This is a genomic window from Kitasatospora sp. NBC_00315 (genome assembly GCF_041435095.1).
Lineage (GTDB): Bacteria > Actinomycetota > Actinomycetes > Streptomycetales > Streptomycetaceae > Kitasatospora.
In genome coordinates this window covers 4,113,787-4,139,394 of the sequence record NZ_CP108025.1, presented here as the reverse complement: position 1 = coordinate 4,139,394, position 25,608 = coordinate 4,113,787, and the positions used below count along the sequence as shown (strand labels likewise).

Sequence of the window (25,608 nt, the reverse complement as noted above, 5' to 3'; positions counted from 1 at the left end):
GGGGGAGGAACAGGTGGGGATGGCGGGCCCCGACGTCGGCGACGCCGAGCTGCTGGCCCGGCACGTGGCCGGTGACCGGGACGCCTTCGGGCTGCTGGTACAGCGTCACCGCGACCGGCTCTGGGCCGTCGCGCTGCGCACCCTCGGCGACCGCGAGGAAGCCGCCGACGCCCTCCAGGACGCGCTGGTCTCCGCCTTCCGATCCGCCCACTCCTTCCAGGGCCGGTCGGCCGTCACCACCTGGCTGCACCGGATCGTGGTGAACGCCTGCCTGGACCGCGCCCGCCGCACCGCGACCCGCCGCACCGGTCCGCTCGGCGACGACCCGCAACGGCTGGACGCGCTCGTGGGCAGCTCCGAGGCGGCCGACCACCCGGTCGTCCGGGCCGAGGTCCGGCGCGAGCTGACGACCGCGCTGGACGCCCTGCCGGCGGAGCAGCGCGCGGCCCTCGTCCTGGTCGACATGCAGGGCTACCCCGTCGCGGAGGCCGCCGAACTGCTCGGTGTGCCGGTGGGCACCGTCAAGAGCCGCTGTGCCCGGGGCCGGGCCCGGCTGCTCCCGCTGGTGCGCCACCTGCGCGAGAGCGGCACCGCGCCCGGGGCCCCGACCGCCGCCCCGGTGGGTGATGTTTCACGTGAAACAGCACCCACCGGGAACCCGTCCGGGTCCCGGCCCGTCACAGGGACGGACACCCAGCCGATCCTGGAAGGAGATGCGACCGCGCGATGACGCTCCCCACCTCCTCCCCGCAGCCGGCCGGACCGCACCCCTCGGTCGACGAACTGGCCGACCTCGCCGAGGGCCTGGTCGAGGATCCGGCCGCGGCCGGGACCCTTCGGGCTCACCTCGCCGACTGCACTACGTGCCACGACACCCTGGCCGACCTCGCCGAGGTGCAGCAGTTGCTGGGCGAGCTGGAAACCCCGGCCATGCCGGCGGACGTGGCGGACCGCCTGGACGCCGCACTCGCCGCACTCACCACCGAGGCCGACCACCCGGACCCCGCGCCCGGGCCCGTCGCGGCCCCGGGCGCCGCCCCTCGGCCCGGCGGCGCTCCGGCCGGCCGCACCCCGACCGGCGGCCCGCACACCACCGGCCCCCGCACCGCCGGGCCGCCACCGGCCGGTCCCGCCGCCGGGGCACCGCCCAGGGGGCCCGGCCGGTCGCACCGCAGCCGCCGGATCCTGCTCGGGACGGCCGCCGCCCTGGTCGCCGTCACCTTCGGGGCGCTGCTGCTGCGCACGCCCGGATCGGGCACCGCCGACAGCACCGCCGCCGGTGCCTCGGCCGCCTCCCCCGCCGCGCCGTTCGCCGGCACGCCCGGTGCGACCGCCCCCAAATCCGATCGGCCCCGGAGCGCCGCCGGCGCTCAGCCTGCCCTCGGCGCGGCCGGCCCGGACTACCGCGAGGCCACCCTGCCGGCCCAGATCCAGCAGCTGGTCGGGGCCGCCGGCGGACCGGTCCGGCCCGGCCAGGGCTCGGTGAGCGCCACCGCGACGGCGCCGCCCTGCGCGCCGTCGGTGGCCGCGGCGCTGCTGGCCACCGACCACGGCAGTTTCGAGGGCACTCCCGTCGACGTCCTGGTGTACGCCGTGCCGGGCGACACCGACCGGCTCGACGTGTACCTGGTGGACTCCGCCTGCCCGGCGAGCCCCTCCCCCGTCCTGCTGCACCGCACCGTCGCGGCCCACTGACCTCCGCGTACGGCGGACCGCGGCACCGGTCGGCGTCTTGAAGCTCTGCCCCCTGCCCGCAGCCCTGCCCGCAGCCCGCAGCTGCCCACACCGACGGCCGACCCGGCGAACCACCGGCGCACGGCTCCGGCGGCCTCCGATTCAGGGCCCGGGTGCGCCCGAGCCGGCCCACAGTGCGGGCAGCTGGTACTGATCCGCCGGGGAATGCGGGAGACTGGTCAGTCGTTGTCCCGGGCGGCGGAGCAGGACCGCCCTCCCCGCACTAGCGCGGGTCGCGATGCGAACCAGGAGATGCAGTGAGCGACGTCCGTAATGTCATCATCATCGGTTCCGGCCCGGCCGGGTACACGGCCGCGCTGTACACCGCCCGAGCCTCGCTCAAGCCGCTGGTCTTCGAGGGAGCCGTCACCGCCGGTGGCGCCCTGATGAACACCACCGAGGTGGAGAACTTCCCCGGCTTCCGGGACGGGATCATGGGCCCCGAGCTGATGGACAACATGCGGGCGCAGGCCGAGCGCTTCGGCGCCGAGCTCGTCCCGGACGACATCGTCGCGGTCGACCTCACCGGTGACGTCAAGACCGTCACCGACTCCGAGGGCACCGTCCACCGGGCCCGCGCCGTGATCGTCACCACCGGCTCCCAGCACCGCAAGCTCGGCCTCGCCCGCGAGGACGCGCTCTCCGGTCGCGGTGTCTCCTGGTGCGCCACCTGCGACGGATTCTTCTTCCGCGACCAGGACATCGCCGTGGTCGGCGGCGGCGACACCGCGCTGGAGGAGGCCACCTTCCTCTCCCGCTTCGCCCGCAGCGTCACCGTCATCCACCGCCGGGACAGCCTTCGCGCCTCCAAGGCCATGCAGGAGCGCGCCTTCGCCGACCCGAAGATCGGCTTCGCCTGGGACAGCGCCGTCGAGGCCATCCACGGCGACCCCAAGCTGACCGGCGTCACCCTGCGGGACACCACCACCGGCGAGACCCGCGAGCTGGCCGTCACCGGCCTGTTCATCGCCATCGGCCACGACCCGCGCACCGAGCTGTTCACCGGTCAGCTCGACCTGGACGCCGAGGGCTACCTCAAGGTCGAGGCGCCCTCCACCCGCACCAACATCCCCGGCGTCTTCGGCGCCGGCGACGTGGTCGACCACACCTACCGTCAGGCGATCACCGCCTCCGGCACCGGCTGCTCCGCCGCGCTGGACGCCGAGCGCTACCTCGCCGCGCTGGACGACCTGGAGAACCAGGCCGCCGCCGTCGCGGTCTGACCCCCACCCACCGATCGATCCGGGCGGGCGGGTTTCACGTGGCACAGACGTGGAACACACCCTCCCCGGGCCGGGGCAGAAACATATCGGCACCCGCCGTTGTTGTCCCGGTAGTAATCCCCGTCCGTGACCCTGAGGAGCTCCCGTGGCCGGCGCCACCAACATCGTGACCGACGCGTCCTTCGAGGCCGACGTCCTCAAGAGTGACAAGCCCGTCCTGGTCGACTTCTGGGCGACCTGGTGCGGCCCGTGCCGTCAGATCGCCCCGATCCTGGAGGAGATCGCCGGCGAGCACGGCGACAAGCTCACCATCGCCAAGCTGGACGTCGACGCCAACCAGCAGACGACCGCGGCCTACAACGTCATCTCGATCCCGACGATGATCGTCTACCAGAACGGCGAGCCGGTGAAGTCCATCACCGGTGCCCGTCCGAAGGCCGCGCTGCTGCGCGAGCTGGCCGAGTTCCTCTAGTCCGGCCGATCGATCCGCCACCGTCGTTCGTTCCCGCCCGCGTCTGCGACATCCACGATCCGGGCGGCCCGCGTTCCCCGGATCAGAACGGACGCAGCGCCGGCTCCTTGCGCGCCCCGCCGAGCAGCCGCTCCCACGCCACCTCCATGTCGCCCTTCCAGGACAGCGTGCTCCGGGCCTCCAGTCGCAGGCGCGGGTACCGGTAGTGCGGCCGGACGGTCTTGAAGCCCACCGCGAGCAGGTGCTCGACGGGCAGGACACAGCTCGGGCGGTCCGGTCCGATCGCCCCGAAGGCCTCGATCGCCCGGAACCCGCGCCCCATCAGATCCTTCACCACCGTCTGGACCAGCACCCGGCCCAGCCCCTGCCGCTGGTACCCGGGCAGGACGCGGCTCACCATCAGCAGCACCGCGTCGGGCGACACCGGACTGGTGGGGAAGGCGAGCGAGCGGGGGACGTAGGCCGGCGGCGCGTACAGCACGAATCCGGCCGGGGCGTCGTCGACGTACGCGATCCGGCCGCAGGATCCCCACTCCAGCAGGACGGCGGAGATCCACCCCTCCTTCTCCGCCTCCGGCTTTCCGGCCTCGACCGCCTCTCTCGCACTGACCGGGTCCAGCTCCCAGAACACGCAGGAGCGACAGGTCGTCGGCAGGTCTCCCAGGTTGTCCAGCGTCAGCGGGGCGATCCGGCGTCCCATGCCCCGCACCTCCTCGTCCTCACTTCGAGCATTCCCCCCTCTGGCCCGCAGGTCCACATGCCGATGGGTGCATGTTTCACGTGAAACGGGGCTCGTTCGGCCGCGTTTCACGTGAAACATGCACCCATCGGTTCGACTGCTCGCGCACAGCCCGGCCGGGTGCCGGATCAGCTCCCCGAAAGCCGTAGCCCGTCCTCCCCCGGCGCCAGGCTGTCCAGGATGCGGTTCAGGTCCTCCACCGAGGCGAACTCCAGGACCACCTTGCCCTTGCCGAGCCTTCCGTTCCGCTGCGAGACCTCGACCTTGACCCGGGTCTCGAACCGGTCCGAGAGCCGGCCCGCGAGATCGTTGAAGGCGGGCGAGAGCAGCTTGCCGGCCTTGGGGCCGGCCGAACGCGCGGGCGTCTCCTCGCGGTCCATCAACGCGACGATCTCCTCGGTGGTCCGCACCGAGAGACCCTCCGCGACGATCCGCTTCGCCAGCTGGTCCTGCCGCTCGCCGTCCTGGACCCCCAGCAGCGCCCGGGCGTGGCCCGCCGTCAGTACACCGGCCGCGACCCTGCGCTGGACCGCGGGCGAGAGCCGCAGCAGCCGCAGCGTGTTGGTGACGTGCGAGCGTGAGCGGCCGATCCGGTCGGCCAGCTCGTCGTGCGTGCAGGAGAAGTCACGCAGCAGCTGGTCATACGCGGCGCCCTCCTCCAGCGGGTTGAGCTCCGCCCGGTGCAGGTTCTCCAGCAGCGCGTCCAACAGCAGCTTGTCGTCCTCGGTGGCCCGGACGATCGCGGGGATCCGCTCCAGCCCGGCCTCCCGGGAGGCCCGCCAGCGCCGCTCGCCCATGATGAGCTCGTAGCGCTCCGTCCCGACCTGGCGCACCACGACCGGCTGGAGCAGGCCCACCTCCTTGATGGAGGCGACCAGCTCGGCCAGCTTGTCCTCGTCGAAGACCTCACGCGGCTGGCGCGGGTTGGGCGTGATCGAGTCCAGCGGCAGTTCGGCGAACCTGGCGCCGGTGACCGGCGCCAGCCGCTCCGACCCGTCCGTGGGCTCCGGGCGGCCGAGTGCCGGGTCGGACTGCTGCGACTCCCCCTGCTGCTCGCGCACGCTCTCCGCCGCGGCCTTCGCCGCGACCGTGCCACGCCCGGTCGCCGTCAGCGGAGCGGGCGTCCGCTGACGCTCCACGCCCGTGTCACCCGGAGCCGGCTCCGCCGTCCGGGGGGCTGTCACCACACCGGTCGCCGCCGGCGTCGCCGCCGGGATCAGTGCCCCGAGCCCTCGTCCCAGACCCCTGCGACCACTCACCGATTGCCCTCCGTCGTACTGTGCTGAACCGTGTGGGCAGCCGGCGCCGCGACACCGCCGCGCTGCTGCCCCACCGAGCCGGACCCGGCGGTCACCGCCCGGAAGGCCAGCTCGCGAGCGGCCTCCAGGTACGACAACGCACCGGTGGAACCCGGATCGTACGTCAGCACCGTCTGGCCGTAGCTGGGCGCCTCCGAGATCCGGACCGAACGGGGGATGGCGGTCTGCAGCACCTCCTGCTCGAAGTGCGTCCGCACCTCCTCCGCCACCTGGGCCGCGAGCCTCGTCCGGGCGTCGTACATGGTGAGCAGGATGGTGGAAACGTGCAGCTCCGGGTTGAGGTGCGCCCTGACCAGCTCGACGTTGCGCAGCAACTGGCCGAGACCCTCCAGCGCGTAGTACTCGCACTGGATCGGGATCAGCACCTCCTGCCCGGCGACCATCGCGTTGACCGTGAGCAGTCCCAGCGAGGGCGGGCAGTCGATCAGGATGTAGTCCAGCGGCTGCTCGTACGCGGCGATGGCGCGCTGCAGCCGGCCCTCGCGGGCCACCAGCGAGACCAGCTCGATCTCCGCGCCGGCCAGGTCGATGGTCGCCGGGACGCAGAACAGCCCCTCGACGTCCACCACCGGCTGCACCACGTCGGCGAGCGGCTTGCCCTCGACCAGGACGTCGTAGATGGACGGCACCTCGGCGTGGTGGTCGATCCCGAGCGCCGTCGAGGCGTTGCCCTGGGGGTCGAGGTCCACCACCAGGACGCGCAGTCCGTGCATGGCGAGCGAGGCGGCCATGTTGACGGTCGTGGTGGTCTTGCCCACCCCGCCCTTCTGGTTGGCCACCACGATCACGCGGGTCGTGGCCGGCCTGGGCAGCCCCTCACCGGCCCGTCCGATGGCCTGGACCGCGGCCTGGGCGGCACGCGCGATGGGCGTGTCATCGATCTGGTCGATGGTCTCCGAGTCCTGCATGGGGGTCAGTGTTTCACGTGAAACCGGAGCGGCAACAGTCGCCGCCCGGCTGCGACCAAGCCCACGGCGAAGCCGCAGGTCAAAACTTCCGGAAAGCAGGGAGCGACGTTTCACGTGAAACACCATGCCCGCTTTGTCGGAAATCTGACGCCCCGACACTCCGGCGTGCCGACGTCACCCGGTCGGCCCCTTCCGGCCACCCGCCCGCCACCCGCTGAGCACCGGGGCCGGGCCCCGCCCCCGGGAACGGCAACGGGCGGGCGGCCGGAAGGCCACCCGCCCGTACGACGGTCCTGTCACGCCCCGGACGACCGGGCCGGTCAACCGGCACCGGATCGGCGCCGGCCCCCGCGCTCAGCGTCGGCGACGCCCCGCGCCGCGCCCGCGCTCGGGAGTCTTTCCGGTGGCCGCCCGGCCGGCCCGGGCAGCCCTCGCCCGCCGGGTGGCGGCCTTCACTCCCCCGGGACTCTCTCCGGCCTTGACCTGGATCACCCGGGTCGAGGTCTCCAGCGTCCCCTCGCCCACCGAGATCACCGACCACTCGACGGCGCCGAGCTTGGCCAGTCCGGCCCGGTTGTCGGCGAGCTCCTGCTCCGCGCTGTCGCCCTTGAGCGCCAGCATCTGCCCGTGCGGACGCAGCAGCGGCATCCCCCAGCCGGCCAGCCGGTCCAGCGGCGCCACCGCGCGAGCGGTGACCACGTCCACCGCGAGCTTGCCGATCATCTCCTCCGCGCGGCCGCGCACCACGGTGACGTTCTCCAGACCGAGCTCGCGGACCACCTCCTCCAGGAAGGTGGTGCGGCGCAGCAGCGGCTCCAGCAGGGTGACCGAGACGTCCGGACGGGCCAGCGCGACCGGGATGCCCGGCAGCCCGGCGCCCGATCCGACGTCGCAGAGCGAGGCGCCGGCCGGCAGCAGCTCGGCCAGCACGGCGCAGTTCAGTACGTGGCGGTCCCAGAGCCGTGGCACCTCGCGGGGGCCGATCAGGCCGCGCTGCACCCCCGCGGTGGCCAGCAGCTCGGTGTAGCGGACCGCGGACTCGAAGCGGTCCTCGAAGATCGTCCGCGCTGCCGCCGGCGCCTCGCCCGGGCTCCCTGCACCCTCGGCGACCGCCTCGCCGCCGGGAGCCCCACTCTCCGTGTCCATCTCAGCCTCTCCGCTCACGATTCCACCGACCCGCACTCCAGCACCGTTTCACGTGAAACATCTCTCGCCAAACGGTGCGCTCCGCAAAGGGACGACGACCCCGCCCGCACGTGGCGGACGGGGTCGACCTTCATCGTGGCCACCGGCCAGCGATGTCACCGGCGTCAGCCCGGCAGCACGACCACGAAACGCTGGGGCTCCTCGCCCTCCGACTCACTGCGCAGCCCCGCCGCGGCGACCGCGTCGTGGACGACCTTGCGCTCGAAGGGCGTCATCGGACGCAGCTTGACCTGCTCACCCGTGCTCTTCACCTGCTCGGCCGCCTCGGCGCCGAGCGTCGCCAGCTCGGAGCGCTTGCGGGCCCGGAAGCCCGCGATGTCCAGCATCAGGCGGCTGCGCTCACCGGTCTCCCGGTGGACCGCCAGCCGGGTCAGCTCCTGCAGAGCCTCCAGCACCTCGCCTTCCTGGCCGACCAGGCGCTGCAGCGAGCGGTCGTTGCCCTCACCGACGATGGAGACCAGGGCGCGGTCGCCCTCCACGTCCATGTCGATGTCACCGTCGAGGTCGGCGATGTCGAGCAGACCCTCCAGGTAGTCGGCCGCGATCTCGCCCTCCTGCTCCAGGCGCGCGATGGTGCTGTCGTCGGCGCTGCCCTCGGCCTCGGCTTCAACAGCGGAGGTGGTGGTGCCTTCCGTCACTGATGGACTCCTTCGGAAGTGGGGCCCAGCGTGCTGGGCCGGGAACGAAGATCGGAGAGACCGTCCGGTCAGGACTTCTTCTTCGGCCGCTGGCCGCCCTGCGGCCCGCCGCGCTTCGGCTGCTGGCGGGTGCCCGGCCTGGCCGCGCCCTGCTTGGCGACCGCGGGCTTGGCGGCGGCCGGCTTGGCCGCGCCGCTCTTGGCCGCGGTGCCGGAGTCGGCCGGGACGGCGTCCGCGGGCTCCTCGGGCTGCTCGTCCTTGGTCAGGCTGGTGACCGAGGGGGCGGCGCCGGTGGCGGTGACGCCGTGGGCACGCTGGGCCTTGGTGAGCTTGCGCGGCTGCTGGCGGCGGACCTGCACCGAGTCCTCGACCACGCTCTCGGCCGAAGCGGTCTTCGCGGTGGCACCGGCGGGCAGCAGACCGAAGAACTTGCCCTTGATCACGGTGCCGTCCGGGTTGAGCCGGCCGGCCTTCTTCAGCCGGGCCTGACGCTCGTCCCAGGCCATGCTGCCCGGCGTCGGGTTGTTGCGGATGACGATCAGCTGCTGGCCCATCGACCAGATGTTGGTGGTCAGCCAGTAGACCAGGACGCCGACGGGGAAGTTGATGCCCATCACGGCGAACATCACCGGGAAGACGTACATCAGCATCTTCTGCTGCTGCATGAACGGCGTCTTGACCGTGAGGTCCATGTTCTTGGTCATCAGCTGGCGCTGGGTGACGAACTGCGAGGCCGACATCAGGATGATCATCACCGCGGTGACGATCTTGACGTTGGTCTCGTGGCTGCTGACGAAGGTCGCCGAGAGCGGGGCGCCGAAGATGTGCGCCTTGCCGGCGCTGACCAGCAGGGCGCCGCTGATGACGCCGATCGGCTTGCCCTTGGCGACCGAGGCCAGCACGCCGTACAGGGCGGTGAAGAACGGCGCCTGGACGATGATCGGAAGGCAGCTGGAGAACGGGTTGGTACCCGCCTCCTTGTACAGCTTCATCATCTCTTCGGACTGGCGCTGCTTGTCGTTCTTGTAGCGCTCCTGGATGGCCTTCATCTTCGGCTGGATCGCCTGCATGGCCCGGGTCGCCTTGATCTGCTTCACGAAGAGCGGGATCAGGCAGATCCGGATGACGATCACCATCGACGCGATGGCAAGACCCCAGGCCCAGCCACCGTCCGGGTCGAAGACGTGGCTGTACAGCGAGTGGAACTGGACGATGATCCAGGACACCGCTGTGTACAGGGGATTCAGGAAGGAGAAGGTCACCGGTCAGGCTCCTTGGACATTGGGATTGGCCGCCGGGCCAATGGTCGCCGGGCCCTCGGGCTCCGGACCGGCGGAGGGCTCGGGCGCCGGTGCTCCGGCGTCGGCCCTGCCACGGGAATTCATCAGGTCACGCAGCCTGCGGTGCCACACCGGGTGCTTGCGTGCCGGCACGTGGTCCACCCCGCCGGGTGACCACGGGTTGCAACGGAGGATCCGCCAGGCGGTCAGACCGCCGCCCTTGACCGCGCCGTGCACCCGGACGGCTTCGTAGCCGTAACGGGAGCACGACGGGTAGTAGCGGCAGACCGGGCCGAGCAGCGGGCTGATGGTCCACTGGTAGACCCTGATCAGACCCATCAGCAGGTACTTCATCGCCCTGCTCCTGTCGCCGCGGTGGCGGTCGGCTCGACCCTGAGCAGCCGCTTGAGGGCCGCGTCCAGGTCGTGCTCAAGATCGTGGTACGAGGCGGAACCTGCCGGAGGCAGCGCGCGCACCACTATCAGGCTACCGGCGGGCAGCCTGGAGAGGCGATCACGGACCAGGTGACGTAGGCGGCGCTTCACCAGATTGCGCACGACCGCTGGTCCCACGGCCTTGCTCACGACGAAACCCGCACGCGCCGAAGGTGTCCCCTCGGCGACGTGCGGGCGGATGTCGCTGGTCCGGTCGGCCTGCCCCTGGGGATCGCCGTCTCTACTGAGATGGACGACCAACAGGGGCCGGCCGGCCCGGCGACCGCGTTTCACCGCGGTCGCGAAGTCCTGGCGCCGCCGCAGCCGGTTCTCGGAGGGCAGCACAGCAGACTCTGGCGCGGATCAGGCGGAGATGGCGCTGCGGCCCTTGGCACGGCGGGTCGCCAGGATGGCGCGGCCGGCACGGGTACGCATCCGCAGCCGGAAGCCGTGGGTCTTCGCGCGACGACGGTTGTTCGGCTGGAAAGTGCGCTTGCTCACTCGGGGGCTCCTGATGTGAATCGTAGGATGACGGGGGGTCGCTTGGCCGTCACCGTGCGTCCGCGTGATCTCCCCTGTGCAGGGAATCCGGTCCGTCCTCCCAGGTCTGCTGGGGTTCTGGACAATCCACGGCGCCCGTGCTGCGCGCCTTATGTGATGCGGGTGGACCCGCGGACATGCGGCAGCGGCCATCGACAACTCGACCTGGTTACGGTACGCGGCGGCGGGTCCGGGGGTCAAACCGGGTGATGACACGCCCCCGGGCTGCAGGTTCCCGTTCGCCCACAGCCTGTGGACAACGACTTGAATCAACTCTGCCCGCTGACTACCGTTGCAGGACTTGTCTGGTTTGTTCTTCGATCCTTCTCCGATCAACAGTTTCCAGTTCCATCAACCCCTGCTGGAGCCGCGGGGAACCGAGAAAGCGTGCACCAGTGGCTGATGTCAACAGCGATCTCGTCCCGGTCTGGGCGAGGGTCGTCGAGCGGCTGGTCAACGACCCGGACGTCGGTGACAAGGACAAGCAGTGGGTACGCCGCACCCAGCCGATGTGGATGATGCACGACACCGCACTGCTGGCGGCCCCGAACGAGTTCGCCAAGCAGGTGCTGGAGGGCCGGCTTCTGCCGCAGCTGAGCGACGCGCTGACCCGTGAGTTCGGCCGCCCGGTCCGGATCGCCGTGATGGTGGACGCCAACGCCGTCCCCCCGGCCGCCGCTCCCGCACCCGCGGGGCCGCCGGCCGAGCATCACCCGCAGGAGCCCGTGGAGGACCCGCAGGGCCACCTCCAGGGGCATCCGCAGGGCCGCGTCCCGGAGTGGCCCGAGCGCCAGCCCAGGCCGCCCTACCAGGACGAGCCCGGGTACCGTTCCGACCGCCCCGAGGCGTACCCGTCCCAGAGCGGTGAGTACGGCAGCGGCCGGCCCTACGACCGCTCCTACGACGAGGGCTACGAGCGCGGCCGGTACGACACCGCCGGCTACGAGCAGCGACCGGCCCCGTACGGCGGCGCTCCCCAGCAGCCCTGGCCGCCGGCCGAGCGGCCGGGCGGCGACTGGGAGGCCCAGGGCGGCTACCAGGACCAGGACCAGCCCCCGCGCTCCGGCTACCGCGAGCAGCAGGACTCCCAGGGCGGCCCGGCCGACGCGCAGGGCGACCTCTTCGGCGGCGCGTACGGCCCGCCCCCCGGCGGGCCACGGCCGGTCGGCCGCCGCTCCCCCGGCCCCGGCGCGCGGCAGGGACAGGACGCCTCCGAGGCGGGCGGCCAGCTGCTGCCCCCGGCGGACCGTGGCCGGCAGCCCCAGGGCCGCCCCTCGGTGCCCGCCGCCGAGCGTTCGGTCCGCCCCGGTCTGCCCGAGCGCAGCCCGAGCCCCGGTGTGCCCGCCCCGCCCGGCGCTCCCCCGGCCGGCGGCTCCCGCAAGGACGAGCCGGCCGCCCGCCTGAACCCCAAGTACCTCTTCGACACCTTCGTGATCGGCGCCAGCAACCGCTTCGCGCACGCGGCGGCGGTGGCGGTGGCCGAGGCCCCGGCCAAGGCGTACAACCCGCTCTTCATCTACGGCGAGTCCGGGCTGGGCAAGACCCACCTGCTGCACGCCATCGGGCACTACTCGCGCAGCCTCTTCCCCGGTACCCGGGTCCGCTACGTGAGCTCCGAGGAGTTCACCAACGAGTTCATCAACTCGATCCGGGACGGCAAGGCGGACGCGTTCCGCAAGCGCTACCGGGACATGGACATCCTGCTGGTGGACGACGTCCAGTTCCTCGCCAGCAAGGAGTCCACGCAGGAGGAGTTCTTCCACACCTTCAACACCCTGCACAACGCCAACAAGCAGATCGTGCTCTCCTCCGACCGGCCGCCCAAGCAGCTGATCACGCTGGAGGACCGGCTCCGCAACCGCTTCGAGTGGGGGCTGATCACCGACGTCACCCCGCCGGAGCTGGAGACCCGGATCGCGATTCTGCGCAAGAAGGCGATCCAGGAGCAACTGAACGCCCCGGCCGACGTGTTGGAGTTCATCGCCTCCCGGATCACCCGCAACATCCGGGAGTTGGAGGGCGCGCTGATCCGGGTCACCGCGTTCGCCAACCTCAACCGGGCGCCGGTGGACCTGGAGTTGGCCGGCATCGTCCTCAAGGACCTGATCCCCGGCGGGGACGAGGACGCCGGACCGGAGATCACCGCGCAGGTCATCATGCAGCAGACCGCCGCCTACTTCGGGCTCGGCGTCGACGACCTCTGCGGATCCTCGCGCAGCCGGGTGCTGGTGACGGCGCGTCAGATCGCGATGTACCTGTGCCGGGAGCTCACCGACCTCTCGCTGCCGAAGATCGGCGCACAGTTCGGCGGCCGCGACCACACCACGGTGATGCACGCGGACCGCAAGATCCGCTCGCTGATGGCGGAGCGGCGCTCGATCTACAACCAGGTCACCGAACTGACGAACCGCATCAAGAGCTAGCCGCACGGCGGCGGTCGGGGCATCCACAGGGGTGTCGGGGCGTGGTCCCGGCGCCCCTTCGGCATGTCCGGAGCCGGGTGGCGCGGCCCCGCCCGGGGGCGGGGCCGCCCCGCGTCGCCCGGCCGTCCCCCGGCCGCGCGGCAGGCGCCGGCGGTCCTGTGGACGGTCCTGCGGAGCCGGCCTCCGGGCCCGCCGCGCGGGTGTAGGACGACGGATGCGGGGCAGGATCACCGCAGCGGACGGACCGACAGACCCGCCGCCCCGCCGAACATCTGACCAGAGATTCGAACAGGCCGGGCGCCGAACGCCGTCGTCCACAGGTACGGGTGCCTTCTCCCCGTCCACAGCCTGGGGAGTCGGAAGTTATCCAGAATTCCTCCACAGGCGCGCCGCCGCTACTCTCTTCAGCGCAGGTCAGGTGCCTGTGGACTTGTGCACAACCGTTGTCCACAGGCTGTGGACAACGGACGGGCCGTCAATGGGCCGTTCGGGTTGTCCACCGCTTGTCCCCAGGCCGGCGTACGTTATCCCCAGCTTCTCCACAGCCGCATCCACAGTTCGACAACATTGCCCGGCCGTTCATGCCCAGGTGTGAAAGGCGTCACGTACTGTTGACCCGACGCAGTGGATAACCGGTCCATGATCTGGGGACGACCCTGGGGATAACCTGTGGATACTCAGCGTGCCCTGTGGGTAACGCTCCGCCGTCCACAGCAGGCCCTGGTTATCCACCGGTGCCGTCCACACCCTCTGTGGACAAAAAACCCGGTCTGACCTGCGGAAACAGGGTTATCCACGGTATCCACAGGCCCTACTACTACCACTACACCTATAGACCCCTGAACCTGCTTAACAGTGGGTGGGCCCGAAATCTGTGGACAACCGGATGGCGACACCTGTTCGGGTTGCTTCCGCCCGTCTGCCCCGTCTGTCCGTGGAGTACGACAGACTGTCCTTCGGCAACCGGATGCGGAGTGGCAGAGCTCGGCGGACGGCTACCGGCAGACGATCAAGACGAACCAGACAGAGACTGCGGGCGAGAGCTCGATCCAGGAGGCGGTTACCGGTGAAGTTCCGGGTGGAGCGTGACGTCCTCGCGGAGGCGGTGGCCTGGGCTGCTCGCAGCCTCCCGGCGCGGCCGCCGGTGCCGGTGCTCGCCGGCCTGCTGCTGACGGCCCAGGAGGGCAGCCTGGCGCTCTCCGGTTTCGACTACGAGGTCTCGGCCCGGGTCGAGCCCGAGGCGGACGTCGAGGAGGCCGGCACCGTCCTGGTCTCCGGGCGCCTGCTCAACGACATCTCGCGCAACCTTCCCAACAGGCCGGTGGAGATCTCCACCGACGGCCAGCGGGTCACCGTGGTCTGCGGCAGTTCGCGGTTCACCCTGCCCACCCTGCCGGTGGACGAGTACCCGGCCCTGCCCCAGATGCCGACCGCGACCGGCACCGTCCCGGGCGACGTCTTCGCCTCCGCGGTGAGCCAGGCCGCCGTGGCCGCCGGCCGTGACGACACCCTGCCGGTGCTCACCGGCGTCCGGGTCGAGATCGAGGGCGACCGGATCACGCTGGCCGCCACGGACCGCTACCGCTTCGCCGTCCGCGACCTGATGTGGAAGCCCGAGCAGGCCGACATCTCGGCCGTCGCGCTGGTGCCCGCCAAGACCCTGCAGGACATCGCCAAGTCCCTCGGCAGTGGCGACACCGTCTCCATCGCGCTGGCCTCCGGCGGCGCGGGCGAGGGCCTGATCGGCTTCGAGGGTGCCGGGCGCCGGACCACCACCCGGCTGCTGGAGGGCGAGTTCCCGAAGTTCCGCAGCCTGTTCCCGACCGAGTTCAGCGCGGTCGCCGCGATCCAGACCCAGCCGTTCCTGGAGGCGCTCAAGCGCGTCTCGCTGGTCGCCGAGCGCAACACTCCCGTCCGGCTGAACTTCGAGCAGGGCGTGCTCACCCTGGAGGCGGGCTCGGGCGACGACGCCCAGGCCACCGAGCGGATCGACGCCGACCTCGAGGGCGACGACATCTCGATCGCGTTCAACCCGGGCTACCTGGAGGAGGGCCTCAAGGCCATCGACTCCGCGTACGCCCAGCTCAGCTTCACCACCTCGACCAAGCCGGCCCTGCTGAGCGGCAGGCCCGCCGCGGACGCCGAGGCGGACGAGGCGTACCAGTACCTGATCATGCCGGTGCGCCTCTCCGGCTGATCCGGCCGCGCGTCCCCAGCTGTACCCACAGGCTGTGCACAACCTGTGGACGGCCTCCGCCTCTCGCCGTGCGAGGACCGGCGGAGGCCGCGCCGGTTCGGTGGGCCCTCGCCGCTCCGGCTCCGGCCCGCGACGGTTCCCTCACCGCCACCGGCTGTGTCGGCGGCTCACCCGCCGAGGGCGCGCCCCCTCCCGGCGTAGGCTCAATCTGTGCGGCAACGGCGCCGCCGTCAGGCACGTCACCACAGGTAAGGACCAGGACATGGAGCTCGGCCTCATCGGTCTCGGCAAGATGGGCGGCAACATGCGCGAGCGGATCCGCCGCGCCGGCCACACCGTCATCGGCTTCGACCGCAACCCGGACATCTCCGACGTGGACAGCCTTCAGGAGCTCGTGGACAAGCTCCAGAGCCCCCGCGTCGTCTGGGTGATGGTCCCGGCCGGCGCCGCGACCCAGGCGACCGTCGACGAGCTCGCCGAGCTGCTCTCCCCCGGTGACGTCGTGGTCGACGGCGGCAACTCCCGCTGGACCGACGACATCAAGCACGCCGAGTCGCTGGCGGCCAAGGGCATCGGCTTCGTCGACTGCGGCGTCTCGGGCGGTGTCTGGGGCCTGGAGAACGGCTACGCGCTGATGTACGGCGGCGACGCCGAGCACGTGGCCAAGGCGCAGCCGGTGTTCGACTCCCTCAAGCCCGAGGGCGAGTTCGGCGCCGTGCACGCGGGCGCGGTGGGCGCCGGCCACTTCGCGAAGATGGTCCACAACGGCATCGAGTACGCGATGATGCAGGCCTTCGCCGAGGGCTGGGAGCTGCTGGAGGCGGCCCCCGAGGTCACCGACGTGCGCGAGGTCTTCCGCAGCTGGCAGGAGGGCACGGTCATCCGCTCCTGGCTGCTCGACCTCGCCGTCCGCGCGCTGGACGACGACGAGCACCTGGCCAAGCTCAAGGGCTGGGCCGCGGACTCCGGCGAGGGCCGCTGGACGGTCGAGGCCGCCATCGACCACGCGGTGCCGCTGCCGGCCATCACGGCTTCGCTCTTCGCGCGCTTCGCCTCCCGCCAGGACGACTCCCCGCAGATGAAGATGATCGCCGCGCTGCGCAACCAGTTCGGCGGCCACGCGGTCGAGAACAAGTAGGAGCGACCGCTCCGGCGGGACAGAGACCGGCAGGACCAGAAGGCGAGCGCAGTCCACACCCATGCATGTAGCGCATCTGTCGCTCGCCGACTTCCGGTCGTACGCCCGGGTCGAGGTGCCCCTCGACCCGGGCGTGACGGCGTTCGTCGGCCCCAACGGCCAGGGCAAGACCAACCTGGTGGAGGCCATCGGCTACGTCGCCACCCTGGGCAGCCACCGGGTCGCCACCGACGCCCCGCTGATCCGGCTCGGCGCGGAGCGGGCCGTGGTGCGGACCTCGATCACGACCGGTACCCGCAGCACGCTGGTCGAGCTGGAGATCACCCCCGGCAAGGCCAACCGGGCCCGGATCAACCGCTCCGACAACGTCCGCCCCCGCGACGTGCTCGGCCTGCTGCGCACCGTCCTGTTCGCCCCGGAGGACCTCACGCTGGTCAAGGGCGACCCGGGCGAGCGGCGGCGCTTCCTGGACGAGCTGCTGACCGCCCGGGCGCCGCGGTTGGCCGGGGTGCGGCAGGACTACGAACGGGTGCTGAAGCAGCGCAACGCGCTGCTGAAGACCGCCGCGACGGCCCGCCGGTCCGGCGGCGGCAAGGGCGCGGACCTCTCCACCCTGGAGGTGTGGGACGGTCATCTGGCCAGGGCGGGAGCCGAACTCACGGCGTTCCGGCTGCAGCTGGTCGCCAGCCTGCAGCCGCTGGTGCGGCAGGCCTACGAGCAGCTGGCGCCGGGCGGCGGGGAGACCGTCCTGGAGTACCGCAGCTCCTTCGAGGGCGAGTTGCCGTCCAGTCGCGAGCAGGCCGAGGAACAGCTGCTGGGTGCCCTGCTGGCGGCCCGCAAGCAGGAGATCGACCGCGGCCTGACCCTGGTCGGACCGCACCGGGACGAACTGGTGCTGCGGCTGGGCCCGCTGCCCGCCAAGGGATACGCGAGCCACGGCGAGTCCTGGTCGTACGCGCTGGCGCTGCGACTGGCCTCCTACGAACTGCTGCGGGCCGACGGCGGGGAGCCGGTGCTGATCCTGGACGACGTGTTCGCCGAGCTGGACGCACGGCGCCGCGACCGGTTGGCGGAGCTGGTCGCCGGGGGCGAGCAGGTGCTCGTGACGGCGGCGGTGGCGGACGACGTGCCGAAGGCGCTGGCCGGGGCCCGGTTCGCGGTGGCGGACGGCGAGGTCCGGCGGCTCGACCCGTGACCCGCGCCGGACGTTCCTGCGTGGCGGGCGCCGCCTCCCGTGGCGCATCGTGTCCCGGACACCCCGGCGACCTCGTAAGCTGGACGGCTCACCGCGCCCGTTGGACGGTGTCCACAGCCTGGGGACAAGGAGATCGTCGTGAGTGATCCGACGGCCGATCCGGCGCAGCGGGCCCAGGAGCCCTCGGGCGTGGACCTGGCGCGGGTGGCGCTGAGGGCCGCCAAGGAGCAGGCGCGCAAGCGGGGCGAGCAGGTGCGTGAGAAGCGCGAGGCGAAACGGCACGGCCTGCGCAGCGGTGCCCGGGCGGACGGGCGCGACCCGGTGCCCCTGGGCGCCGCGCTGAACCGGCTGATCACCGAGCGGGGCTGGGAGGCGCCGGCGGCGGTGGGCGGGGTGATGGGGCGCTGGCCGCAGATCGTCGGTCCGAACATTTCGGCGCACTGTGAGCCGAAACACTACGAGGAGGCGACGGCGGTTCTGACCGTGCAGTGCGACTCGACCGCCTGGGCGACCGAACTTCGTCTGCTCGCGCGACAGTTGGTGGCCAGACTGAATCACGACCTGGGGCACGGCACGGTCAAGACGATCAAGGTGCTGGCTCCCGCGGCGCCGGTCAGGGCGTACGGGCGGCTGCGCGCGCCCGGGAGCAAGGGGCCCGGGGACACCTGGGGGTGAGGCCGGTGGGCCGGTTGCGGGCCGGACGGCGAGCTTCCGGAACCGCTGACGGCCCTTTGGAGCGCTCTGGGCCCCCTGGGCGAGTATCGGGACATGTCCGGAGGGTGTTTCGGGCGGCATATCTGCCCTCAGGGGCTGCCAAACGCCCATCTCTGTCAGTCGTACCGGTAGACTGAAAGCCAAACACTGTTGCTAGTAGCAACCGAGTCGAACCGCCGTGGTCGCACGCCCTCCGTTCATGAGGGGCGATGCGGCCCGTGCTGTGCCAGAGAGGGCGCTTCGTGGCCGATTCCGGCAACCCCAGCCAGACCCAGGAACCCATCGACCCGGCGACCGGGAAGTCCTACGACGCCAACGCGATCCAGGTGTTGGAAGGCCTCGACGCCGTCCGCAAGCGCCCCGGCATGTACATCGGCTCGACGGGCGAGCGCGGCCTGCACCACCTGGTGTACGAGGTCGTGGACAACTCCGTCGACGAGGCGCTGGCCGGGCACGCCGACACCATCTCGGTGAACATCCAGGCCGACGGCTCGGTCCGGGTCGTCGACAACGGCCGCGGCATCCCGGTGGGCAACGTCCCGGGTCAGGACAAGCCGGCCGTCGAGGTCGTCCTCACCGTCCTGCACGCGGGCGGCAAGTTCGGTGGCGGCGGCTACGCCGTCTCCGGCGGTCTGCACGGCGTCGGCGTCTCGGTCGTGAACGCGCTGTCGACCCGGCTCGCGGTGGAGATCCACACCGACGGCCACCGCTGGTCGCAGGAGTACAAGCAGGGTGCGCCGACCGCTCCGCTGGTCCAGCACGAGGCGAGCGACCGCACCGGCACCAGCGTGACGTTCTGGGCCGACCCGGACATCTTCGAGACCACCGTCTACTCCTTCGAGACGCTCTCGCGCCGGTTCCAGGAGATGGCCTTCCTGAACAAGGGCCTGACCATCTCGCTGACGGACGAGCGCGTGGAGCACCTGGACGAGGAGGGCAACCCGCTCTCCATCACGTACCGGTACGACGGCGGCATCGCCGACTTCGTGACGCACCTCAACTCCCGCAAGGGCGACGTGATCCACCCCTCCGTGATCGACTTCGAGCAGGAGGACAAGGACAGGTCGATCTCGGTGGAGATCGCGATGCAGTGGAACACCTCGTACACCGAGAGCGTCTACAGCTTCGCCAACACCATCCACACGCACGGCGGCGGTACCCACGAGGAGGGCTTCCGCGCCGCGTTGACCGGCCTGGTGAACCGCTACGCGCGGGACAAGAAGCTGCTCCGGGAGAAGGACGACAACCTCTCCGGCGAGGACATCCGCGAGGGCCTGACCGCGATCATCTCGGTCAAGCTGGGCGAGCCGCAGTTCGAGGGCCAGACCAAGGACAAGCTGGGCAACACCGAGGCGAAGACCTTCGTCCAGAAGGTAGTGCACGAGCAGCTGAACGACTGGCTGGACCGCCACCCCACCGAGGCCTCGGACATCATCCGCAAGTCGATCCAGGCGGCCACCGCCCGGGTCGCGGCCCGCAAGGCGCGTGACCTCACCCGCCGCAAGGGCCTGCTGGAGAGCGCCTCGCTGCCGGGCAAGCTGAGCGACTGCCAGTCCAAGGACCCGTCCGAGTGCGAGATCTTCATCGTCGAGGGCGACTCGGCCGGCGGCTCGGCCAAGCAGGGCCGTGATCCGCGGATCCAGGCGATCCTCCCGATCCGCGGCAAGATCCTGAACGTCGAGAAGGCCCGGATCGACAAGGTGCTGCAGAACACCGAGGTCCAGGCGCTGATCTCGGCCTTCGGCTGCGGGATCCAGGAGGACTACGACGAGTCCAAGCTCCGCTATCACAAGATCGTTCTGATGGCGGACGCCGACGTCGACGGGCAGCACATCCGCACCCTGCTGCTGACCCTGCTGTTCCGCTTCATGCGCCCGCTGGTCGAGTCCGGCTACGTCTACCTGGCGATGCCGCCGCTGTACAAGATCAAGTGGGGCCGGGACGACTTCGACTACGTCTACTCCGACCGCGAGAAGGACTCCGTGATCGCCGCCGGCACCGCGGCCGGCCGCCGGCTGCCCAAGGACGACGCGATCCAGCGCTTCAAGGGTCTCGGCGAGATGAACGCCGAGGAGCTGCGGATCACCACCATGGACCAGGCGCACCGCCTGCTCCAGCAGATCACCCTGGAGGACGCGGCCCGTGCCGACGACCTCTTCTCGGTGCTGATGGGCGAGGACGTCGAGGCCCGCCGGTCCTTCATCCAGCGCAACGCCAAGGACGTCCGCTTCCTGGACGTGTGACGGGGGCAGCCCCCCGCATCCGTACCAGTCACGCGTGAAAGGAAACTGACCACCAGTGGTCGACGAGAACCGTCCCGACGGCGAGCAGCCGGACAGCACCGCCACCGACGTCTTCGTGTCCCGGGTCGAGCCGATCGAGCTCGAGACCGAGATGCAGCGCTCCTACCTCGACTACGCGATGAGCGTGATCGTCAGCCGCGCGCTGCCCGAGGTCCGCGACGGCCTCAAGCCGGTGCACCGCCGCGTCCTGTACGCGATGTACGACGGCGGCTACCGCCCCGAGAAGGGCTACTACAAGTGCGCCCGCGTCGTCGGCGACGTGATGGGCAACTACCACCCGCACGGCGACACCTCGATCTACGACACCGTGGTGCGCCTCGCGCAGCCGTGGTCGCTGCGGATGCCGCTGGTGGACGGCAACGGCAACTTCGGCTCACCGGGCAACGACCCGGCGGCGGCCATGCGCTACACCGAGTGCAAGATGATGCCGCTGGCCATGGAGATGATGCGGGACATCGACGAGGAGACCGTCGACTTCGCCGCCAACTACGACGGCCGCTCGCAGGAGCCGACCGTCCTGCCGGCCCGCATCCCCAACCTGCTGATCAACGGTGCCACCGGTATCGCGGTCGGCATGGCCACCAACATCCCGCCGCACAACCTGCGCGAGGTCGCCTCCGGCGCGCTCTGGGCGCTGGAGCACCCCGAGGCCTCCAACGAGGAGCTGCTGGAGGCCCTGATCGAGCGGATCAAGGCCCCCGACTTCCCGACCGGTGCGCTGATCGTGGGCCGCCGCGGGATCGAGGACGCCTACCGCACCGGCCGCGGCTCGATCACCATGCGCGCGGTGGTGGAGGTCGAGGAGATCCAGGGCCGTCAGTGTCTGGTGATCACCGAGCTGCCGTACCAGGTCAACCCGGACAACCTCGCGCTCAAGATCGCCGACCTGGTGAAGGACGGCCGGGTGGCCGGCATCGCCGACGTCCGCGACGAGTCCTCCTCGCGGACCGGCCAGCGGCTGGTGGTCGTGCTCAAGCGCGACGCGGTCGCCAAGGTGGTGCTGAACAACCTCTACAAGCACACCGACCTGCAGACCAACTTCGGCGCCAACATGCTGGCCCTGGTGGACGGCGTGCCGCGCACGCTGTCGCTGGACGCCTTCATCCGGCACTGGGTCAACCACCAGGTCGAGGTCATCGTCCGCCGCACCACCTTCCGGCTGCGCAAGGCCGAGGAGCGGGCGCACATCCTGCGCGCGCTGCTCAAGGCGCTCGACCTGATCGACGAGGTCATCGCGCTGATCCGGGCCTCGGACAGCGCCGACGCCGCCCGCACCGGCCTGATGGGCCTGCTGTCGATCGACGAGCTCCAGGCCAACGCGATCCTGGAGATGCAGCTGCGCCGGCTGGCCGCCCTGGAGCGCCGCCGGATCATGGACGAGCACGACGAGCTCCAGCGCAAGATCGACGAGTACAACGCGATCCTGGCCTCGCCGCCCCGCCAGCGCGAGATCATCTCCGAGGAGCTGACCGCGATCGTCGAGAAGTACGGCGACGAGCGGCGCTCCACGCTGATCCCCTTCGACGGCGACATGTCCGTCGAGGACCTGATCGCGGAGGAGGACATCGTCGTCACGATCACCCGTGGCGGCTACGTCAAGCGCACCCGCAGCGACCTCTACCGCTCGCAGAAGCGCGGCGGCAAGGGCGTGCGCGGCGCGCAGCTGAAGCAGGACGACCTCGTCGACCACTTCTTCGTCACCACCACGCACAACTGGATCCTCTTCTTCACCAACAAGGGCCGGGTCTACCGCGCCAAGGGCTACGAGCTGCCGGACGCCGGCCGCGACGCCCGCGGCCAGCACGTGGCGAACCTGCTGGCCTTCCAGCCGGACGAGCACATCACCCAGGTGATGGCGGTGCGCACCTACAACGACAAGCCGTACCTGGTGCTGGCCACCCGGGCCGGCCTGGTCAAGAAGACGCCTCTCAAGGACTACGACTCGCCGCGCTCCGGCGGTCTGATCGCGATCAACCTGCGGACGGACGAGAACGGCCGGGACGACGAGCTGATCGGCGCCGAGCTGGTCTCCGCCGACGACGACCTGCTGCTGGTGTCGCGCAAGGCGCAGTCGATCCGCTTCACGGCCACCGACGACTCCCTGCGCCCGATGAGCCGGGCCACCTCCGGGGTGAAGGGCATGGCCTTCCGGGAGGACGACGAGCTGCTGTCGATGAACGTCGTACGGGAGGGCACGTACGTGTTCACCGCGACGGACGGCGGGTATGCGAAGCGGACTCCGGTGGACGAGTACCGTGTCCAGGGGCGCGGCGGCTACGGCACCAAGGCGGCGAAGATCGTCGAGGGTCGTGGCTCGCTGGTGGGCGCCCTGGTGGTCGACTCCACGGACGAGATCATGGCGATCACCCTCTCGGGTGGTGTAATCCGCACAAGGGTTTCCGGAGTTCGTGAAACCGGACGTGACACGATGGGCGTCCAACTGATCAACCTCGGAAAACGCGACGCGGTCGTGGGCATGGCCCGCAACGCGGAGGCGGAGGACGAGGAGACGGCGGAGGACGAGGCCATCACGGCCGAGTCCGGCGACGCCGTCGAGACTGCTGACGGCACGGTGACGGCGGGTGGCGAGGACGCCGAGGCCTGATCTCGTGTCCCGGGGGCCGGTACCGACGCGCCAGGCGCGCGTCGGTACCGGCCGCCGACCAGTACCGGGCAATCCCGCCGGGCGCTGGGTGACGGGTGATGAACCAGACCGGTGACCGCCGGTCTGGTGGGGAGTGCGGGAGGACCAGGGTGAGTGGAGCCACGGGTGCTGCGGGAGGCGCCGCGGGCGGCCGTCCGGGCGCAGCACAGGGCGGCATGCCGTACGGCGGCGCGCCGCAGACTCCGGGCGAGCACCCGGCGGCGTCCACCTCGCTGATGCCCCCGGTCGGCTCGGCGGGTCAGCCGGGTGCGGCGGGCGGGTACGGCACGCCGGCGCCGCCGCCGCCCGCCGCGCCGCCGGCCGGCGGAAACGGGTTCTCGACGCCGACGACGTACGCCAAGGGCCAGCCCACGCCGGCCCGGGGCACCCCGGCGGGCGCCGCCTCCGCGCCCGGCCCGGCGACCTCGGCCGGCACGGCCCGGCGTCCTGGCCCCGCGGCCGTCGCCGCCGCCGGCCGGACGCGCAAGGCACGGCTGCGGGTGACCAAGGCCGACCCCTGGTCGGTCATGAAGGTCAGCTTCCTGCTGTCGCTGGCGGTCGGCGTGATCATGATCGTCGCGGCCGCGGTGCTCTGGATGACCCTCGACTCGCTCGGGGTCTTCGACTCGCTGTCCAAGACCCTCAAGGACGTCACCGGCTCGGACACCACCGGCGGCCTCAACCTGATGGACTACGTGGGCTTCGGCAAGGTGATGGGCTTCACCGTGCTGATCGCCGTGGTCGACGTGGTGCTGCTGACCGCGCTGTCCACGCTGTCGGCGTTCATCTACAACACCGCCGCCGGGTTCACCGGGGGCGTCGAGTTGACCCTCGCGGAAGAGGACTGACGCCGGGTCACCCCAGCTGGAATGTGCGGGCCCCGAAGGCTGTTGCAGCCTTCGGGGCCCGTCGGCGTTGCGGGCGCCCGGCGTTCGGGTGACGGGCGTCGCGACCCGGCGTGCCGCCGGGTTCCGCGACGGCCGCCGTGGGCTTAGCTGGACGCTGGTTCGTGAGGGCACCGGTCCGTGAGGACGCGGGCCCTCGTGAGGCGCAGGTTCGGACAGGTACGGCAGGACGGCTGGACGGAGGCGCGCAATGGCTGAGCTCGCACGGCAGATGGTCGGATCGCTGGAGGGGCTGCTGGGATCACCGATCCCGCTTCGCGTCCAGGCCTGGGACGGCAGCATCGCCGGGCCCCCCGGGGCCCCCACCCTGCTCCTGCGCAGCCGCCGGGCGGTCCGCCGCCTGGTCTGGCAGCCGAACGAGCTGGGCCTGGCCCGGGCGTACGTCGCCGGGGACATCGAGCTGGCCTCCGACACCGACCTCTACGAGGTGCTGTCGGTGGTCGCGCAGTTCGCCGAGCGCCCGGAGATCCGCCGGCTCGGCCTGGGCGTGACCGACGCGGTCGGCCCCAGGGGGCGGGACCTGCTGCGCACCGCCCTGCGGATCGGCGCCCTGGGCCTGCAGCCGACCCCGCCGCCGGAGGAGGCCCGGGCCGTCCGCGGACGCCTGCACAGCCGCAGCCGGGACCGCGCGGCCATCAGCCACCACTACGACGTCGGCAACGACTTCTACCGCCTCGTGCTCGGCTCCTCGATGGTGTACTCCTGCGCGTACTGGACGCCCGAGGCCAAGAGCCTGGAGGCGGCCCAGGAGGCCAAGCTCGACCTGATCTGCCGCAAGCTGGGCCTGCGCCCCGGGATGCGGCTGCTGGACGTCGGCTGCGGCTGGGGCTCGCTGCTGCTGCACGCCGCCGAGCACTACGGCGTGAGCGCGGTCGGCGTCTCGATCTCCGCGGAGCAGGTCGAGCTGGCCCGCCGCCGGGTCGCCGACGCCGGTCTCGGCGACCGGGTCGAGGTCCGGCTGCAGGACTACCGGGAGATCCCGGACGGCCCGTTCGACGCCATCTCCAGCGTCGGCATGGCCGAGCACGTCGGCTCCGCGCAGTACCTCACCTACGCCTCCGGCCTGTACCGGCTGCTGGAGCCGGGCGGCCGCCTGCTCAACCACCAGATCTCCCGCCGCCCGAGCCTGCCCGACGAGCCGTACGAGCTGAGCCCCTTCATCCGGAAGTACGTCTTCCCGGACGGCGAGCTCTCCCCGGTGGGCAGCACGGTCTCGCTGTTGGAGGAGGCCGGCTTCGAGGTGCGGGACGTCGAGTCGCTGCGGGAGCACTACGCCCTGACCCTGCGCGACTGGGTGTCCAACCTGGAGGCCAACTGGGGCCAGGCCGTCCGCCTGGTCGGCCGCGGCCGCGCGCGGGTCTGGCGGCTCTACATGGCGGCCTCCGCGCTGGCCTTCGAGGAGAACCGGATCGGGGTCAACCAGGTCCTCGCGGTCCGCACCCCGGCCAACAGCTCGGCCGGCCTCCCGGCCACCCGCGAGCAGTGGCTCCTGCGCCCGCAACGCCCTGAGCTGCACCTGGCCGCAGGCGCCCCGGGGAGCCGCCCCGACACCGCCGCGGATACGGATTTGGGAGATCGGCCGTCGGTCCGCTAATC

General features: G+C 71.4%; 22 protein-coding genes. 13 read left to right on the top strand and 9 right to left on the bottom strand.

Going from position 1 to position 25,608, the window contains the following annotated elements:
* Positions 1-19 precede the first annotated feature (19 nt).
* The 4 genes from sigM to trxA all read left to right on the top strand — a co-directional run bounded on the left by sigM (position 20) and on the right by trxA (position 3,429).
* The gene (gene sigM / locus OG823_RS16860; protein WP_371480389.1) at positions 20-730 is read left to right on the top strand and encodes an RNA polymerase sigma factor SigM; all 711 of its coding nucleotides are present in this window, start codon (positions 20-22) and stop codon (positions 728-730) included.
* Positions 727-1,695, top strand: coding sequence for a hypothetical protein (locus tag OG823_RS16855; RefSeq protein WP_371480388.1), 969 nt, complete (start codon positions 727-729; stop codon positions 1,693-1,695). Before sigM ends, OG823_RS16855 begins: the two co-directional genes overlap by 4 nt.
* 296 nt (positions 1,696-1,991) lie before the next feature.
* Positions 1,992-2,957: a thioredoxin-disulfide reductase gene (gene trxB / locus OG823_RS16850; protein ID WP_371480387.1), complete on the top strand. Its 966-nt coding sequence runs from the start codon at positions 1,992-1,994 to the stop codon at positions 2,955-2,957.
* A 145-nt stretch (positions 2,958-3,102) separates the two neighbouring features.
* Positions 3,103-3,429, top strand: a complete 327-nt coding sequence (gene trxA / locus OG823_RS16845; RefSeq protein ID WP_371480386.1) for a thioredoxin — start codon at positions 3,103-3,105, stop codon at positions 3,427-3,429.
* Positions 3,430-3,511: 82 nt separating this feature from the next.
* On the opposite strand, the gene OG823_RS16840 is transcribed toward trxA, so the two are convergent.
* The 9 genes from OG823_RS16840 to rpmH form a co-directional block, all read right to left on the bottom strand.
* Positions 3,512-4,129, bottom strand: a complete 618-nt coding sequence (locus OG823_RS16840) for a GNAT family N-acetyltransferase (protein WP_371480385.1) — start codon at positions 4,127-4,129, stop codon at positions 3,512-3,514.
* 167 nt (positions 4,130-4,296) lie between these two features.
* Positions 4,297-5,427 (bottom strand): ParB/RepB/Spo0J family partition protein, encoded by a 1,131-nt coding sequence (locus OG823_RS16835; RefSeq protein ID WP_371480384.1) that lies wholly within the window; start codon positions 5,425-5,427, stop codon positions 4,297-4,299.
* Complete coding sequence (locus OG823_RS16830) at positions 5,424-6,395, bottom strand: ParA family protein (RefSeq protein ID WP_371480383.1); 972 nt, start codon at positions 6,393-6,395, stop codon at positions 5,424-5,426. Before OG823_RS16830 ends, OG823_RS16835 begins: the two co-directional genes overlap by 4 nt.
* A 354-nt stretch (positions 6,396-6,749) precedes the next feature.
* Complete coding sequence (rsmG, locus tag OG823_RS16825; RefSeq protein WP_371480382.1) at positions 6,750-7,541, bottom strand: 16S rRNA (guanine(527)-N(7))-methyltransferase RsmG; 792 nt, start codon at positions 7,539-7,541, stop codon at positions 6,750-6,752.
* A gap of 164 nt (positions 7,542-7,705) precedes the next feature.
* Positions 7,706-8,239, bottom strand: coding sequence for a protein jag (locus tag OG823_RS16820; protein WP_371480381.1), 534 nt, complete (start codon positions 8,237-8,239; stop codon positions 7,706-7,708).
* A 68-nt stretch (positions 8,240-8,307) separates the two neighbouring features.
* Positions 8,308-9,501 (bottom strand): membrane protein insertase YidC, encoded by a 1,194-nt coding sequence (yidC, locus tag OG823_RS16815; protein ID WP_371480380.1) that lies wholly within the window; start codon positions 9,499-9,501, stop codon positions 8,308-8,310.
* A gap of 3 nt (positions 9,502-9,504) precedes the next feature.
* On the bottom strand, positions 9,505-9,873 hold the full coding sequence (gene yidD, locus OG823_RS16810; RefSeq protein ID WP_371480379.1) for a membrane protein insertion efficiency factor YidD: 369 nt from the start codon (positions 9,871-9,873) through the stop codon (positions 9,505-9,507).
* Positions 9,870-10,298, bottom strand: coding sequence for a ribonuclease P protein component (rnpA, locus tag OG823_RS16805; protein WP_371480378.1), 429 nt, complete (start codon positions 10,296-10,298; stop codon positions 9,870-9,872). The genes yidD and rnpA overlap by 4 nt, the downstream gene beginning before the upstream one ends.
* An 18-nt stretch (positions 10,299-10,316) precedes the next feature.
* Positions 10,317-10,454, bottom strand: a complete 138-nt coding sequence (gene rpmH / locus OG823_RS16800; RefSeq protein ID WP_371480377.1) for a 50S ribosomal protein L34 — start codon at positions 10,452-10,454, stop codon at positions 10,317-10,319.
* Between the two features lie 434 nt (positions 10,455-10,888).
* On the opposite strand from rpmH, the gene dnaA reads away from it, so the two are divergent.
* The 9 genes from dnaA to OG823_RS16755 all read left to right on the top strand — a co-directional run bounded on the left by dnaA (position 10,889) and on the right by OG823_RS16755 (position 25,606).
* Complete coding sequence (gene dnaA, locus OG823_RS16795; RefSeq protein ID WP_371480376.1) at positions 10,889-12,916, top strand: chromosomal replication initiator protein DnaA; 2,028 nt, start codon at positions 10,889-10,891, stop codon at positions 12,914-12,916.
* A gap of 1,066 nt (positions 12,917-13,982) precedes the next feature.
* Positions 13,983-15,113: a DNA polymerase III subunit beta gene (gene dnaN, locus OG823_RS16790; protein ID WP_371480375.1), complete on the top strand. Its 1,131-nt coding sequence runs from the start codon at positions 13,983-13,985 to the stop codon at positions 15,111-15,113.
* A gap of 262 nt (positions 15,114-15,375) precedes the next feature.
* Entirely contained in the window at positions 15,376-16,251 is an 876-nt protein-coding gene (gene gnd, locus OG823_RS16785) for a phosphogluconate dehydrogenase (NAD(+)-dependent, decarboxylating) (protein ID WP_371480374.1), read from the top strand.
* A 61-nt stretch (positions 16,252-16,312) separates the two neighbouring features.
* The gene (recF, locus tag OG823_RS16780) at positions 16,313-17,446 is read left to right on the top strand and encodes a DNA replication/repair protein RecF (RefSeq protein ID WP_371480373.1); all 1,134 of its coding nucleotides are present in this window, start codon (positions 16,313-16,315) and stop codon (positions 17,444-17,446) included.
* A 138-nt stretch (positions 17,447-17,584) separates the two neighbouring features.
* Complete coding sequence (locus OG823_RS16775) at positions 17,585-18,121, top strand: DUF721 domain-containing protein (RefSeq protein ID WP_371480372.1); 537 nt, start codon at positions 17,585-17,587, stop codon at positions 18,119-18,121.
* 257 nt (positions 18,122-18,378) lie between these two features.
* A complete protein-coding gene (gene gyrB, locus OG823_RS16770; protein WP_371480371.1) occupies positions 18,379-20,403 on the top strand; it encodes a DNA topoisomerase (ATP-hydrolyzing) subunit B in 2,025 nt (674 codons plus the stop codon).
* Positions 20,404-20,458: 55 nt separating this feature from the next.
* Positions 20,459-23,068, top strand: coding sequence for a DNA gyrase subunit A (gene gyrA, locus OG823_RS16765; RefSeq protein WP_371480370.1), 2,610 nt, complete (start codon positions 20,459-20,461; stop codon positions 23,066-23,068).
* A 149-nt stretch (positions 23,069-23,217) separates the two neighbouring features.
* On the top strand, positions 23,218-23,955 hold the full coding sequence (locus tag OG823_RS16760; RefSeq protein WP_371480369.1) for a DUF3566 domain-containing protein: 738 nt from the start codon (positions 23,218-23,220) through the stop codon (positions 23,953-23,955).
* 247 nt (positions 23,956-24,202) lie between these two features.
* Positions 24,203-25,606, top strand: coding sequence for a class I SAM-dependent methyltransferase (locus tag OG823_RS16755; RefSeq protein WP_371480368.1), 1,404 nt, complete (start codon positions 24,203-24,205; stop codon positions 25,604-25,606).
* The last annotated feature ends 2 nt before the right edge of the window (positions 25,607-25,608 follow it).